Annotated in this window: 10 protein-coding genes and 1 riboswitch; of the genes, 6 read left to right on the forward strand and 4 right to left on the reverse strand. The window is 72.9% G+C overall.

Annotated elements, in window-relative coordinates; all coding sequences use genetic code 11:
* Positions 1–24: 24 nt before the first annotated feature.
* Positions 25–714, reverse strand: a complete 690-nt coding sequence (locus SVTN_RS28190) for a DUF7342 family protein (RefSeq protein WP_041131628.1) — start codon at positions 712–714, stop codon at positions 25–27.
* The gene (locus tag SVTN_RS28195; RefSeq protein ID WP_041131629.1) at positions 711–2372 is read right to left on the reverse strand and encodes a sensor histidine kinase; all 1662 of its coding nucleotides are present in this window, start codon (positions 2370–2372) and stop codon (positions 711–713) included. Before SVTN_RS28195 ends, SVTN_RS28190 begins: the two co-directional genes overlap by 4 nt.
* A 165-nt stretch (positions 2373–2537) precedes the next feature.
* Here SVTN_RS28195 and SVTN_RS28200 point away from each other — a divergent pair, with 165 nt between their 5' ends.
* Positions 2538–3590, forward strand: coding sequence for a CobW family GTP-binding protein (locus SVTN_RS28200; RefSeq protein WP_041131630.1), 1053 nt, complete (start codon positions 2538–2540; stop codon positions 3588–3590).
* Here the strand turns inward: SVTN_RS28200 and SVTN_RS28205 are convergent.
* On the reverse strand, positions 3587–6043 hold the full coding sequence (locus SVTN_RS28205; protein WP_041131631.1) for a DNA gyrase/topoisomerase IV subunit A: 2457 nt from the start codon (positions 6041–6043) through the stop codon (positions 3587–3589). The two genes, SVTN_RS28200 and SVTN_RS28205, sit on opposite strands and share 4 nt — an antisense overlap.
* A gap of 181 nt (positions 6044–6224) precedes the next feature.
* On the opposite strand from SVTN_RS28205, the gene SVTN_RS28210 reads away from it, so the two are divergent.
* The 4 genes from SVTN_RS28210 to SVTN_RS28225 all read left to right on the forward strand — a co-directional run bounded on the left by SVTN_RS28210 (position 6225) and on the right by SVTN_RS28225 (position 11000).
* Positions 6225–7577 (forward strand): M16 family metallopeptidase, encoded by a 1353-nt coding sequence (locus tag SVTN_RS28210; protein WP_078908527.1) that lies wholly within the window; start codon positions 6225–6227, stop codon positions 7575–7577.
* Between the two features lie 26 nt (positions 7578–7603).
* A complete protein-coding gene (locus tag SVTN_RS28215) occupies positions 7604–8971 on the forward strand; it encodes a M16 family metallopeptidase (RefSeq protein ID WP_425429059.1) in 1368 nt (455 codons plus the stop codon).
* A gap of 199 nt (positions 8972–9170) precedes the next feature.
* Positions 9171–9335, forward strand: a riboswitch (cyclic di-AMP (ydaO/yuaA leader).
* Positions 9336–9348: 13 nt separating this feature from the next.
* The gene (locus SVTN_RS28220) at positions 9349–10122 is read left to right on the forward strand and encodes a M23 family metallopeptidase (protein WP_041131634.1); all 774 of its coding nucleotides are present in this window, start codon (positions 9349–9351) and stop codon (positions 10120–10122) included.
* A gap of 194 nt (positions 10123–10316) precedes the next feature.
* Complete coding sequence (locus tag SVTN_RS28225) at positions 10317–11000, forward strand: GntR family transcriptional regulator (RefSeq protein ID WP_041131635.1); 684 nt, start codon at positions 10317–10319, stop codon at positions 10998–11000.
* Between the two features lie 132 nt (positions 11001–11132).
* On the opposite strand, the gene SVTN_RS28230 is transcribed toward SVTN_RS28225, so the two are convergent.
* The gene (locus SVTN_RS28230; RefSeq protein WP_015036698.1) at positions 11133–11414 is read right to left on the reverse strand and encodes an HPr family phosphocarrier protein; all 282 of its coding nucleotides are present in this window, start codon (positions 11412–11414) and stop codon (positions 11133–11135) included.
* A 216-nt stretch (positions 11415–11630) separates the two neighbouring features.
* Between SVTN_RS28230 and SVTN_RS28235 the strand changes: the two genes are divergently transcribed.
* Positions 11631–14648, forward strand: a complete 3018-nt coding sequence (locus SVTN_RS28235; RefSeq protein ID WP_245727653.1) for a bifunctional acetate--CoA ligase family protein/GNAT family N-acetyltransferase — start codon at positions 11631–11633, stop codon at positions 14646–14648.
* Positions 14649–14671: the final 23 nt, after the last annotated feature.

Genomic DNA, 14671 nt, shown 5'->3' on the forward strand with positions numbered 1-14671 from the left:
CCGTCGGCCTTCCCGTGAGGGGCGTCAGCCGGTGGAGGGTGAGCTCGCCCAGGCGTACCGGTGCTCGGGGCGGCCCGTCTCGCCGTACCGGAGGGAGAGGCGCACCCGGCCGGTGCGTTCCAGGAGCTTGAGGTAGCGCTGCGCGGTCTGGCGGCTGACGCCGGCCCGCTCCGCGATCTCCTGCGCGGACAGCGGGCCGCCGGCCGCGAGCAGTACCTGCCGGACCAGCTCGGCCGTGGTGGGGGAGTGGCCCTTGGGCAGGTCGGGGGTGACGGCGCCCGCCGACAGGACCCCGAAGATCCGGTCCACCTCGGCCTGCTCCGCCTCGCCGCCGCTCTCCAACGTGCGGCGGAGCGTCGCGTACGCCTCCAGCTTGGCGCGGAGCCCGGCGAAGTTGAACGGCTTGACCAGGTACTGGAGCGCGCCGTGCCGCATCGCCGACTGCACGGTGGCCACGTCACGGGCCGCCGTCACCATGATCACGTCGCACTGGTGGCCGCGCGCGCGGAGCTCTCGTACCGCCGCGAGCCCGTTCTCGTCGGGCAGGTAGTGGTCCAGGAGGATCAGGTCCACCGGCTGTCCGTCCAGGGCGGCGAGCGCCTCGGCGGTCGAGTGGGCGGTGGCGACGACCCGGAAGCCGGGCACCTTGGCGACATAGGCGGCGTTGATCCGCGCGACGAGCGCGTCGTCGTCGACCACGAGTACGTCGATCACCGCGCCTCCTCGACGAGCTGTGATGCCTCTTCCGGATCGGTCAGGGCGTCCGGGAGGACGACCGTGAACACGGCGCCGCCCTCGGGACCGCCGGTGACCCCGGCGGTGCCGCCCCGGCGCTCGGCGAGCCGGCGCACCAGGGCGAGGCCGAGCCCGCGCTTCCCGTGGGACGGCAGCGCCTTCGTCGTCCAGCCCTCGGTGAAGATCAGCTCGCGGCGCTCCTCCGGGACGCCCGGGCCGCTGTCCGAGACCCGCAGCACCACCGTACGGCCCTCGGTGCGGAAGGAGACCTCGATGCGGGCGCCGGGGGTGCCGGCGACGGCGTCCAGGGCGTTGTCGACCAGGTTGCCGACGACGGTGACCAGCTCGCGCGGGTCGACGAGCCGGTCCGGCAGCAGGGAGTCGGGCGCGAGCCGCAGCGAGACGCCGCGTTCGGCGGCGACGGTCGCCTTCCCGACCAGGAGCGCGGCGAGGAGCGGGTCGTGGACCTTCTCCGTGACCTGCTCGGCGGTGGCCCGGTGCACGCCGACGACCTCCGTGACGAACTCGACCGCCTCCTCGTGCATCTCCAGCTCCAGGAGCCCGAGGAGGGTGTGCAGCCGGTTGGCGTGCTCGTGGTCCTGGGCGCGGAGCGCGTCGATCAGGCCCCGGGTGGAGTCGAGCTCGCGGCCGAGGCGTTCCAGTTCGGTGCGGTCGCGGAGGGTCGCCACGGCGCCGCCGTCGTGCGTGGGCATCCGGTTGGCGATCAGCACCCGGTGTCCCTGGACGGTGAGCAGGTCCTCGCCGGTGACCCGGCCGGCCAGGACGTCGGCGGTACGGCCCCCGCCGAGGACCTCGTCGAGCGGCCGGCCCGCCGCCTCGGGGCCGAGGCCGAGGAGCCGCTGAGCCTCGTCGTTCATGAGCCGTACGGAGCCGTTCCGGTCGAGGGCCACGACGCCCTCCCGGATGCCGTGGAGCATGGCCTCGCGTTCGGCGAGCAGCGCCGAGATGTCGGAGAAGGCCAGGTCGTGGGTCTGCCGCTGGAGCCGCCGGGAGATCAGGTACGCGGCGAGCGCCCCGGCCGCGAGCGCACCGCCCGCGTAGGCGAGGAGGCCCGGGATGGCGGCGACGAGCCGGTCGCGGACGCTGTCGTACTCGATGCCGACGGAGACCGCGCCGACGATCCGCCCGTCGGCGTCCCGCAGCGGCGCCTTGCCGCGCGCCGAGCGCCCCAGGGTGCCGCTGTCGATCTCCATCACCTCGTGCCCGGCGAGGACGGCGCTCGGGTCCGTGGAGACGACCCGGCCGATCTGGGCGGGGTCGGTGTGCGACCAGCGCACCCCGTGCGTGTTCATGACCACCACGTACTCGGCGCCCGTGGAGGTCCTGATCCGTTCGGCCTCCGCCTGCACCGGGCCCCGCGCGGACGGCCGGCTGCCGGTGAGGTCTGCGGCGAGCCGGGGCGAGGCGGTGGTCCCGGCGATGGCCAGGGCCCGCCGCATGGCCTGGTCATCGAGCTGGGCGCTCAGCGGGGCGAGGAAGAGGCCGGTGGCGAGGACGGTCACACCGGTCGCGATGGCCAGCTGCATCAGCAGGACCTGGGAGAACACCCGCCGCGGCCACCCGAACCGGAGACGGCGCGCGCGGGGGCGCGGGGGGCTGGTCTGTGCGGGGCTCATGCCCGAAAAGGTAAACGGCGGCGAGCCGTGACCGGAAACGGTGACGGAACGGGCGCCTATTCTGGGGGTTTCCCACGCCGGGTTTCCCACGCGGGTTTCCCATGCCGGGTTTCCCACGCGGGGTTTCCCATGCCCGTAGGACCCGAGGAACCGGAGGCACGTCCCTTGACCACGCAGCAGATCCCCGTCGTCGTCCTGGCCGGGTTTCTCGGAGCCGGGAAGACCACGCTCCTCAACCACCTGCTGCGCAGTGCCCGGGGCACCCGTATCGGAGTCATGGTCAACGACTTCGGCGACATCGGCATCGACGCGATGACCGTCGCCGGCCAGGTCGGCTCCACCGTCTCCCTCGGCAACGGCTGCCTGTGCTGCGCCGTCGACGCCGGCGAGCTCGACGAGTACCTGGAGGTCCTGACCCGGCCCGAGTCCCGGCTCGACGTGATCGTGATCGAGGCGAGCGGGCTCGCGGAGCCGGAGGAGCTGGTCCGCATGGTGCTCGCCAGCGAGAACGAGCGGGTCGTGTACGGAGGGCTCGTCCAGGTCGTCGACGCGGCCGAGTTCGCGGCCACCCGGCAGCGGCACCCCGGGACCGACCGGCACCTCTCCCTCGCCGACCTGGTCGTCGTCAACAAGGCCGACCGGGTGGCCGAGGACGAGCTGCGGAGCGTACGGGAGACGGTGGCCGGGCTCGCCGGACGCGCCGCCGTCGTCGAGGCCTCCCACGGGCGCGTCGACCCGGAGCTGCTCTTCGACCGGGTCGTACCGGAGGGCGAGATCGAGGGCCAGATGTCGATCGAGGACATCCTGTACGGCTCCGAGGACGAGGGCCACGCCCATCCGCACGCGGCCTACGAGAGCCTCTCCCTGACCGCCTCGACGCCGCTGCACCCGCGCCGGCTGATGGCCTTCCTCGACTCGCGCCCCGAGGGCCTCTACCGGATCAAGGGCTTCGTCGACCTCGGCCCCGCCGACCCGGCCAACCGCTACACCGTGCACGCGGTCGGCCGCTTCCTGCGCTTCTACCCCGAGCCCTGGCCCGCCGGCGAGGAACGCCTCACCCAGCTCGTCCTGATCGGCTCCGGCATCGACGCGGCCGCACTGCGCAAGGAACTCGCCTCCTGCGAGCTGAACGGCCCGCAGGACGCCCCCGACGAACACAGCATGTGGGGCGTCCTGCGGTACGTACAGCGGACGGAGGAAGAGCCTGACGAGTCCTAGCTCGCCGGGCCCGCCACCACGTCGACCGGCTTCGGGAGCGGGGTGCCCGAGCCGTCGCGGCGCGGGTCCGGGTCGGGCAGGTCCACCGGGGCGCCGGTCTTCTGGGCGGCGCGGGCCGGAGTGGCGCCCGCCCAGGCGAAGGTCAGGACGTCCTCGCCCTTCAGGAAGCGCTGGCAGCGGACGCCGCCGGTCGCGCGGCCCTTGCGCGGGTACTGGTCGAAGGGGGTCAGCTTCGCCGACGTACCCGCCGAGGAGTCCAGGGTGCCCGTGGAGCCCGCGACGGTGAAGACGACGGCGTCCGCCGCCGGATCCACGGCCGTGAACGAGATCACCTCGGCGCCGGCGGCGAGCTTGATGCCCGCCATGCCGCCCGCCGGGCGGCCCTGGGGCCGCACCTGCGAGGCCTGGTAGCGCAGCAGCTGGGCGTCGGAGGTGATGAAGACCAGGTCCTCCTCGCCCGTCCGCAGCTCCGTCGCGCCGACGATCCGGTCACCGTCCTTGAGGGTGATGACCTCCAGCTCGTCCTTGTTCGCCGGGTAGTCCGGCACCACGCGCTTCACCACGCCCTGCAGCGTGCCGAGGGCGAGGCCCGGGGACGACTCCTCGAGCGTGGTCAGGCAGACCACCGTCTCGTCCGCCTCCAGCGAGAGGAACTCCGACAGCGGCGCGCCGCCCGCCAGGTTCGGGGCGGTCGCGGTGTCCGGCAGCTGCGGCAGGTCGATCACCGCGAGCCGCAGCAGTCGGCCGGCCGAGGTCACGACGCCCACGTCACCGCGCTGGGTGGCCGCGACCGCCGAGACGATCACGTCGTGCTTGGTCCGCTTGCCGTCCTCCGCCGGCGGGAGGTGCTCGGTCACCGTACGGGCCAGCAGGCCCGTCGAGGAGAGCAGCACCCGGCACGGGTCGTCCGCGACCTCCAGGGACACGGCCGCGACGGGCGCGCCCGCAGACTCCAGGAGGACCGTCCGCCGGTCCGTGGCGAACTTCTTGGCGACCGCGGCCAGCTCCGCCGAGACCAGCTTGCGCAGCTCCGCGTCGGACTCGAGGATCCCGGTCAGCTCGTCGATCTCGCCGTTGAGACGGTCGCGCTCGGTCTCCAGTTCAAGGCGGTCGAACTTGGTGAGGCGGCGCAGCGGGGTGTCCAGGATGTACTGCGTCTGGATCTCGCTCAGCGAGAAGCGCTCCATCAGGCGCTCCTTGGCCTGGGCGGAGTTCTCGCTCTCCCGGATGAGCCGGATGACCTCGTCGATGTCGAGCAGGGCGACGAGGAGGCCCTCGACCAGGTGGAGCCGGTCGCGCTTCTTGGTGCGGCGGAACTCGGAGCGGCGCCGGACCACCTCGAAGCGGTGGTCGAGGTAGACCTCCAGGAGCTCCTTGAGGCCGAGGGTGAGCGGCTGTCCGTCGACCAGCGCCACGTTGTTGATGCCGAAGGACTCCTCCATCGGCGTCAGCTTGTAGAGCTGCTCGAGGACCGCCTCGGGCACGAAGCCGTTCTTGATCTCGATGACCAGGCGAAGGCCGTGGCTGCGGTCGGTGAGGTCCTTGACGTCCGCGATGCCCTGGAGCTTCTTGGAGCCGACCAGGTCCTTGATCTTGGAGACGACCTTCTCGGGGCCGACCGTGAAGGGCAGCTCGGTGACGACGATGCCCTTGCGGCGGGCCGTCACGGTCTCCACGGTCGCGGTGGCGCGGATCTTGAAGGAGCCGCGGCCCGACTCGTACGCGTCCTTGATGCCGGAGAGGCCGACGATCCGGCCGCCGGTCGGCAGGTCGGGTCCGGGCACGAAGCGCATCAGCGCCTCGAGGTCGGCGTTCGGGTAGCGGATCAGGTGGCGGGCGGCCGCGACGACCTCGCCGAGGTTGTGCGGGGGCATGTTGGTCGCCATGCCGACCGCGATTCCGGACGCGCCGTTGACCAGCAGGTTCGGGTAGGCGGCGGGGAGCGCGACCGGCTCCTGCTCCTGGCCGTCGTAGTTCGGCGCGAAGTCGACCGTGTCCTCGTCGATGGACTCGGTCATGAGCAGCGCGGCCGGGGCCATCCGCGACTCGGTGTACCGCATGGCGGCCGGCGGGTCGTCGTTGCCCAGGGAGCCGAAGTTGCCGTGGCCGTCGACGAGCGGGAGGCGCATGGAGAAGGGCTGTGCCATGCGGACCATCGCGTCGTAGATCGACGCGTCGCCGTGCGGGTGGAGCTTGCCCATCACCTCGCCGACGACCCGGGCGCACTTGACGAAGCCGCGGTCGGGGCGGAGCCCCATCTCGCCCATCTGGTAGACGATGCGGCGCTGGACGGGCTTCATGCCGTCGCGGGCGTCGGGGAGGGCGCGCGAGTAGATCACCGAGTACGCGTACTCGAGGAAGGAGCCCTGCATCTCGTCGACCACGTCGATGTCGAGGATCCTCTCCTCGTACGCGTCGTCCGGCGGCGGTGTCTTCGTGCTGCGGCGGGCCATCGCGGCTGCGGCTCCTTCACCAACAAGGTTGATCTGACGCGGACCATTGTGGACCGTGCCACCGACAACGCCGACCGCGACCCGGAAGAGGGACATCACGAAGGGTCGGGAACTTCGCCAGGTGTCGGCGCGCTTGCATACAGTGGCAGGACTTTTTCACATCGCGATCGAAGGGACGTACATGCCCATGGGTCACACGGCCACGGCCGAGGCCGGCTCCGGCGGCCTGACAGCGACCGAGCACCGGTTGGCGAACGGCCTGCGCGTGGTGCTCTCGGAGGACCACCTGACCCCGGTCGCCGCGGTCTGCCTCTGGTACGACGTCGGCTCGCGTCACGAGGTCAAGGGTCGCACGGGTCTCGCCCACCTCTTCGAGCACCTGATGTTCCAGGGCTCGAAGCAGGTGCACGGGAACGGCCACTTCGAGCTGGTGCAGGGGGCCGGCGGCTCGCTCAACGGCACGACGAGCTTCGAGCGCACCAACTACTTCGAGACCATGCCCGCGCACCAGCTGGAGCTCGCGCTCTGGCTGGAGGCCGACCGCATGGGCTCGCTGCTCGCCGCCCTGGACGACGAGTCCATGGAGAACCAGCGGGACGTCGTCAAGAACGAGCGCCGCCAGCGCTACGACAACGTGCCGTACGGCACGGCCTTCGAGAAGCTGACCGCCCTCGCCTACCCGGAGGGCCACCCGTACCACCACACGCCGATCGGCTCCATGGCCGACCTGGACGCGGCCACCCTGGAGGACGCGCGGAACTTCTTCCGCACGTACTACGCCCCGAACAACGCCGTGCTGTCCGTCGTCGGCGACATCGACCCGGTGCAGACGCTCGCCTGGGTCGAGAAGTACTTCGGCTCCATCCCCGCCCACGACGGCAAGCCCGAGCCGCGCCCCGGCGACCTGCCCGAGGTCATCGGCGAGCAGCTGCGCGAGGTCGTCGAGGAGGAGGTCCCGGCGCGTGCGCTGATGGCCGCCTACCGGCTGCCGCACGACGGCACGCGCGCGGCGGACGCCGCCGACCTGGCCCTGACGGTCCTGGGCGGCGGGGAGTCCTCCCGCCTGCACAACCGCCTGGTCCGCCGCGACCGTACGGCCGTCGCCGCCGGCTTCGGCCTGCTGCGGCTCGCCGGCGCGCCCTCGCTGGGCTGGCTGGACGTCAAGACCTCCGGTGGCGTCGAGGTCCCGCAGATCGAGGCGGCCGTCGACGAGGAGCTCGCCCGGTTCGCCGCCGAGGGCCCCACGCCCGAGGAGATGGAGCGCGCGCAGGCCCAGCTGGAGCGCGAGTGGCTGGACCGGCTCGGCACGGTCGCGGGCCGCGCGGACGAACTGTGCCGGTTCGCCGTGCTGTTCGGCGACCCGCAGCTCGCCCTGACCGCCGTCGACCGCGTCCTGGACATCACCGCCGAGGAGGTGCGGGAGGTCGCCGCGGCCAAGCTGCGCCCCGACAACCGCGCGGTGCTCGTCTACGAGCCCCTGGCGACCGAGCAGAACGCCGACGGCGACGACCACGAAGAGGGAGCGGACCAGTGACCGACGCCGCCGCGTCTTTGACGAGCATGGACTTCCACCCGCAGCCCCGGCCGGGCACCGCGAAGCCGTGGGCCTTCCCGGCCCCGGACCGGGAAAAGCTGGACAACGGTCTGACCGTGCTCACCAGCCACCGCCCCGGCCAGCAGGTCGTCGCCGTGGAGATCTTCCTGCCGGCCCCGCTGGACGCCGAGCCCGCCGGTCTCGACGGCGTCGCCACCATCATGGCCCGCGCGCTCTCCGAGGGCACCGACCAGCACAGCGCCGAGGAGTTCGCGGCCGAGCTGGAGCGCTGCGGCGCCACGCTCGACGCGCACGCCGACCACCCGGGCGTACGGGTCTCCCTCGAGGTCCCGGTCTCCCGGCTGCCCAAGGCGCTCGGCCTGCTCTCCGAGGCCCTGATCGCCCCGGCGTTCGACGAGTCCGAGATCGAGCGCCTGGTGCGCAACCGTCTCGACGAGATCCCGCACGAGACGGCCAACCCGGCCCGCCGCGCCGCCAAGCAGCTCTCCAAGGAGCTGTTCCCGGCCGAGTCCCGGATGTCCCGGCCGCGCCAGGGCACCGAGGAGACCGTCGCCGCGATCGACGCCGCCGCCGTGCGCGCCTTCTTCGAGGCGTACGTCCGGCCCGGCACGGCCACAGCCGTGGTCGTCGGCGACCTGACCGGCGTCGACCTCGACAAGGTCCTCGCCGAGACGCTGGGCGCCTGGACCGGCGAGCCGGCCGAGCCGCTCCCGATGCCGCCGATCACCGCCGACGACACCGGACGGGTCGTCATCGTGGACCGTCCCGGCGCCGTGCAGACGCAGCTGCTCATCGGCCGGATCGGTCCCGACCGGCACGACCGCGTCTGGCCGGCCCAGGTCCTCGGCACGTACTGCCTCGGCGGCACCCTGACCTCGCGTCTGGACCGAGTCCTGCGCGAGGAGAAGGGCTACACGTACGGCGTGCGGGCCTTCGGCCAGGTGCTCCGCTCGGACGCCGAGGGGAACGGCGCCGCGATGCTCGCCATCAGCGGATCCGTCGACACCCCCAACACGGGCCCGGCCCTCGAGGACCTGTGGAAGGTGCTGCGCACCCTCGCCGCCGAGGGCCTCACGGACGCCGAGCGCGAGACGGCCGTGCAGAACCTGGTGGGCGTGGCGCCCCTCAAGTACGAGACGGCCGCCTCCGTCGCCGGGACGCTCGCCGACCAGGTGGAGCAGCACCTCCCGGACGACTTCCAGGCCCAGTTGTACGCGCGCCTGGCCGAGACCGGCACGGTCGAGGCGACGGCCGCCGTGGTCAGCGCCTTCCCGGTGGACCGGCTCGTCACCGTCCTCGTCGGCGACGCGGCGCAGATCGCGGAGCCGGTGCGCGCGCTCGGCATCGGTGAAGTGACCGTCGTGACGGGCTGATTCCGGCCCCGAGGCGACAACAGGAGGGCCCCGACGGCCTAGTTCGTCGGGGTCCTCCTCTTTGTCCGTATTGCGATCAAGGTGATCGTTTGCCCTGTGGCATGTCTTACAAAAGGCGTGTCTGGTTGGTGATTGAAAGACGATCCGCATAGCGTCGGTGCGGCTGTTCGCCAGTTGCACGTGCCGCAGCCGCGGCATCGGACAGTCATCGCCGAGTCCCCGTCAGGCGCGAGCCTGGGGAGCCGGGGACCCACACGCAGTCCCTGGGGTGAATCGGGCGCCTTCGTCTCGTGCGGAGGGGCTCGTAGGAGACCTTCCTGCTCCGAACCCGTCAGCTAACCCGGTAGGCGAGAAGGAAGGAAAGGATCAGCCTCTACATGGCGTTCACCCGTGCCACCGGGAAGCATCGTGCTCCGAGCCGGATGGCGCGCCGCGGCGTGGGCATCGCCGGCGTCGCGACGCTCGCCACCACCGGCGTCATCGGAACCCTCGCCTCCCCGGCGCTCGCCGCCGACACGGACAACCGCTCCGCCGAGGACACCGGCCTCACCCAGGTCATCGCCGAGGAATCCCTCGTCGACGGGATCAACGCCCAGGCCGCCGCCCAGGAGCAGGAGGCCGTCGAGGCCGTCGCCAAGGCGAAGGCCGCGGCCGAGGCGAAGCGCAAGGCCGAGGCCCGCGCCAAGGAGGTCCGGCTGGAGCGCGAGCGCGCCGCCCGCGAGGCCGAGCGCCGCCGCCTGGCCTCCTTCCAGCTCCCCGTCGCCGGCTCGTACGTCTCCACCGGCTACAAGACCGGCGGCTCGCTCTGGTCCTCCGGCAGCCACTCCGGCATCGACTTCCACGCCGCCTACGGCACCCGGGTCGTCTCCGTCGGCTCCGGCACCGTCGTCGAGGCCGGCTGGGGCGGCGCGTACGGCAACAACATCGTCATCCGGATGAACGACGGCACGTACACCCAGTACGGCCACCTCTCCTCCATCGGGGTCTACGTCGGCCAGACCGTCGAGCCGGGCCAGCAGATAGGCATCTCGGGCTCGACCGGCAACTCCACCGGCCCCCACCTCCACTTCGAGGCGCGCACCAGCCCCGAGTACGGCTCGGACATCGACCCGATCGCGTACCTCCGCGCCCGCGGCGTCAACGTCGTCTGACCTCGTTGGGTCCGGCCCCGGACCGCGTCGCAAAAGCCCCGGCTCGTACTGAGCCGGGGCTTTTCGCTGACCAAAAGATATCCATGGATTCCGCCGGGGCATCGGAAATTCCGGCCTGCTGCAATAGAGTCGAAGATCGGGCGCAGAACAGGCGCCGATGAATTGACTCGCGCGGACCAAGGCGGAGGTCGGACATGCGCATTCCCGCGCACTCGGTATGCACGGCGATCCGGGACGACATCGTCTCCGGCGTGTACGAGCGGGGCAGCCGGCTGACCGAGGAACAACTCGCCCGCCGGTACGGGGTCTCCCGCGTCCCGGTCCGCGAGGCGCTGCGCACCCTGGAGTCCGAGGGCTTCGTGGTCACCCGGCGCCACGCGGGCGCCCATGTCGCCGAGCCGACCGAGCAGGAGGCGGCCGACCTGCTCGACATGCGGGCGCTGCTCGAACCGCTGGGGGCCGCGCGGGCCGCGCAGCGGCGCACCGAGGCGCACCTCAAGGTGCTGCGCGGCCTGGTCAGGCTGGGGCAGGAGCGGGCCAGGCGCGGTCAGGGCGAGGACCTGAGCTCGCTCGGCGGCTGGTTCCACGAGACGCTCGCGCAGGCCTCGGGGAGCCCGGCCCTGACGGCGCTGCTCACCCAACTGCGGCACAAGATCGCCTGGACGTACGTGGTGGAGCAGCCCGCCCAGCCGGTGGAGGCCTGGGCCGAGCACGGCGCGATCGTGGACGCCGTGGCGCGCGGCGACGCCGAGCGGGCGAGGTCGCTGACCGCGCTGCACGCGGAACGCTCGCTGCCGCTGCACCGGCTCAAAAGGCCGGAGCGAGGCCGTGTGAGGGTTTCGCAACATGCCGTCAACACGACGAGCGCCCGGAATTAACGCGCCCACCGTATACAAAGAACAGGCATTCGGTCGCGGTTTTCGTGCTGCCCGGAAATGGGTCCGTTCATGCAAATGGCCGTGGCCGCCGGAATTCCGGCGGCCACGGCCATTTGAAGGAAGGGGCCGGGGTCAGACGGTCTCGGGGAGCTCGTCCAGGCCCTCGGCGACCAGCTTCGCCAGGCGGTCGAGCGCGGCCTCGGCGCCGTCGGCCTCCGAAGCGAGGACGATCTCCTCGCCGCCCTGCGCGCCCAGGCCGAGCACCGCGAGCATGGAGGCGGCGTTCACGGGGGTGCCGTCGGACTTGGCGATCGTCACCGGCACGCCGGAAGCCGTGGCGGCACGGACGAAGATGGACGCGGGGCGGGCGTGCAGGCCCTCGGCCCAGCCGACGTTGACGCGGCGCTCAGCCATGGTGTTGCCCTTCGACTCTCAAGCGGGTTGTCTAGACCAGTCTCTCACGGGTTGCGCGGTGCTCGCGCCGACCTCCGGCCCGGGAAGGCGCGGAAAAGGCCACCCTTCGACCAGGACCGGACCGTCCGTCGGCCCTCCCAGCTTGCAACACCTCGCATCCCGCACAGGCACCCCGCGACCGGTGCCGCAGTCGTGTCGCGGTCGTAGGCTGACCCCATGCAGAGCGCGTCGGAGCAGTCGGAAGCGGCGGAACCACCGGCATCACCGGCGCCGCCGGCACCGCCGGAGCACGCCTATCCCGACCACTGGGAGGCGGACGTGGTGCTCCGCGACGGCGGCACCGCGCGCATCAGGCCCATCACCGCCGACGACGCCGACCGGCTCGTCAGCTTCTACGAGCAGGTCTCGGACGAGTCGAAGTACTACCGCTTCTTCGCCCCCTACCCGCGCCTGTCCGCCAAGGACGTCCACCGCTTCACCCACCACGACTTCGTGGACCGGGTCGGGCTCGCGGCGACCGTCGGCGGCGAGTTCATCGCCACCGTGCGCTACGACCGCATCAACGCCCAGGGGCTGCCCGCCTCCGCCCCGGCCGACGAGGCCGAGGTCGCCTTCCTCGTCCAGGACGCGCACCAGGGGAGGGGCGTCGCCTCCGCCCTCCTCGAACACATCGCGGCGGTCGCGCGCGAGCGGGACATCCGGCGCTTCGCCGCCGAGGTGCTCCCCGCCAACACCAAGATGATCAAGGTCTTCACCGACGCGGGCTACACCCAGAAGCGCAGCTTCGAGGACGGCTCCGTACGGCTCCACCTCGACCTCGAACCGACCGACCGCTCCCTCGCCGTCCAGCGCGCGCGGGAGCAGCGCGCCGAGGCACGCTCCGTACAGCGGCTCCTCACCCCCGGCTCCGTCGCCGTCGTCGGCGCCGGACGCGCACCGGGCGGCGTCGGCCGGACCGTGCTCCGCAACCTCCTCGGGGCCGGCTTCACGGGACGGGTGTACGCGGTGAACGCCGCGCTCACCGGAGAGACCGAGTTCGACGGCGTCCCCGCCCACCCCTCCGTCGGCGCCATCGGCGAACCGGTGGACCTGGCGATCGTCGCCGTCCCCGCCGAACGGGTGCCCGAGGCCGTCGCGGACTGCGGCGAACACGGGGTGCGCGGCCTCGTCGTGCTCTCCGCCGGATACGCCGAGAGCGGGGCCGCCGGCCGCGAGCGCCAACGCGAGCTCGTACGGCAGGCCCGCTCGTACGGCATGCGGATCATCGGCCCCAACGCCTTCGGGATCATCAACACCGCCGACGACGTCAGGCTCAACGCCTCCCTCGCGCCGCAGATGCCGGCCGCCGGGCGGATCGGTCTCTTCACCCAGTCCGGCGCCATCGGGATCGCCCTCCTCGCCGGGCTGTACCGGCGCGGCGCCGGGCTCTCCTCCTTCATCTCGGCCGGCAACCGCGCCGACGTCTCCGGCAACGACTTCCTCCAGCACTGGTACGACGACCCCGGCACCGACGTCGTCCTCCTCTACCTGGAGTCGATCGGCAACCCCCGGAAGTTCACCCGGCTCGCCCGCCGCACCGCCGCCGTCAAGCCCGTCGTGGTCGTCAAGGGCGCCCGGCACAGCGGCAGCGCCCCGCCCGGCCACCGGGTGCCGGTCACCCGCATCCCGCACGCCACCGTCTCCGCGCTGCTCCGCCAGGCCGGGGTGATCCGCGTCGACACCGTCACCGAACTCGTCGACGCCGGACTGCTCCTCGCCGCCCAGCCGCTGCCCGCCGGGCCCCGGGTCGCGATCCTCGGCAACTCCGAGTCGCTCGGCCTCCTCACGTACGACGCCTGCCTGACCGAGGGGCTGCGCCCGCTCCGGCCGCTCGACCTGACGACGGCGGCGGTCCCGGCGGACTTCCGGGACGCGCTGGCGGCGGCGCTCGCGGACGAGACCTCCGACGCGGTCGTCGTCACCGCGATCCCCTGGGTCGGCGAGGACGGGGCCACCGAGTTCGGCGACGGCGAGGTGCTCGCGGCCGCCCTCCGCGAGGCCGTCGCCTCCGCCCCCGCGCCGACGAAGCCGGTCGTCGTCGTCCACGTCGAGATGGGCGGCCTCGCGGAGGCCCTCGCGGTGGCGACCAGCACCCGGCCGACGGCGGCGGGGCGCGGGGCCACCACCCCGGAGAACCGTTCCGGCGCCGTCACTCCGCAGGGAACCCACGCAGACGGGCCCCGCCCCGAGGCCGCCGCCCCCGCCACAGCCGCGGCCACCACTCCCGTACAGCAGACCACCACCCCCGTACAGCAGCAGGGCACCAACCCCGTACGACAAGACGCCACTCCCGCACCGCAGGCCGCCACTCCCGCACCGCAGGCCACCATCCCCGCCTACCCCGCCGCCGAGCGGGCCGTGCGGGCCCTGGCCGAGGCCGTGCGGTACGGGCAGTGGCGGCGGCAGGCCGCCGAGCCCGGGCGGGTGCCCGAGTACGAGGACATCGACGAGGCCGGGGCCGCCGCGCTCATCGAAGGGGTCCTCGGCGGCGACGGCGTGGACGCCCGCGGTGTGACCCTCGACACCGAGGAGACCGGGGCGCTGCTGGCCCGGTACGGGATCACCGTCCGGCCCACCCTCCCCGCGCCCACCCCCGACGCCGCCGTCGCGGCCGCCGGCCGGCTCGGCTACCCCGTCGCGCTCAAGACGACCGCGCCCCACCTCCGCCACCGCCCCGACCTCGGGGGCGTCCGCCTCGACCTCGCCACCGAGGAGCAGCTCCGCACGGCGTACGCCGAGCTGACCGAGGTCCTCGGCAAGCCGGAGGAGCTCCAGCCCGTCGTCCAGGCGATGGTGCCCCGGGGCGTCGACACCGTCGTCCGCTCCGCGATCGACCCGGCCGTCGGCGCCGTCCTCTCCTTCGGCCTCTCGGGCGCGGCCTCCGAACTGCTCGGCGACACGGCCCACCGGCTGGTGCCGGCCACCGACCGGGACGCCGCCGAACTCATCCGCTCCCTGCGCACCGCCCCGCTCCTCTTCGGCTGGCGGGGCTCGGCCCCCGTCGACACCCCGGCCCTGGAGGAGCTCCTGCTGCGGGTCTCCCGGCTCGTCGACGACCACCCCGAGGTGGTGGCGGTCTCCCTGGAGCCGGTGGTCGTGGCCCCCCGTGGCCTCTCCGTCCTCGGCGCGACCGTCCGCCTGGCTCCGCCGCCGCCCCGCACCGACCTCGGACCGAGGAGCCTGCCACGTTACTGACGGGCCTGAGGGGGCCCCTCCGC

Origin of the sequence: Streptomyces vietnamensis (assembly GCF_000830005.1) — a bacterium.
Taxonomy (GTDB): domain Bacteria; phylum Actinomycetota; class Actinomycetes; order Streptomycetales; family Streptomycetaceae; genus Streptomyces; species Streptomyces vietnamensis.

Coding starts and splice junctions, on each gene's coding strand:
- SVTN_RS28195 (WP_041131629.1), bottom strand. CDS start 2,372: ATGAGCCCCGCACAGACCAGCCCCCCGCGCCCCCGCGCGCGCCGTCTC.
- SVTN_RS28205 (WP_041131631.1), bottom strand. CDS start 6,043: ATGGCCCGCCGCAGCACGAAGACACCGCCGCCGGACGACGCGTACGAG.
- SVTN_RS28210 (WP_078908527.1), top strand. CDS start 6,225: ATGCCCATGGGTCACACGGCCACGGCCGAGGCCGGCTCCGGCGGCCTG.
- SVTN_RS28215 (WP_425429059.1), top strand. CDS start 7,604: ATGGACTTCCACCCGCAGCCCCGGCCGGGCACCGCGAAGCCGTGGGCC.
- SVTN_RS28220 (WP_041131634.1), top strand. CDS start 9,349: ATGGCGTTCACCCGTGCCACCGGGAAGCATCGTGCTCCGAGCCGGATG.
- SVTN_RS28225 (WP_041131635.1), top strand. CDS start 10,317: ATGCGCATTCCCGCGCACTCGGTATGCACGGCGATCCGGGACGACATC.
- SVTN_RS28230 (WP_015036698.1), bottom strand. CDS start 11,414: ATGGCTGAGCGCCGCGTCAACGTCGGCTGGGCCGAGGGCCTGCACGCC.
- SVTN_RS28235 (WP_245727653.1), top strand. CDS start 11,631: ATGCAGAGCGCGTCGGAGCAGTCGGAAGCGGCGGAACCACCGGCATCA.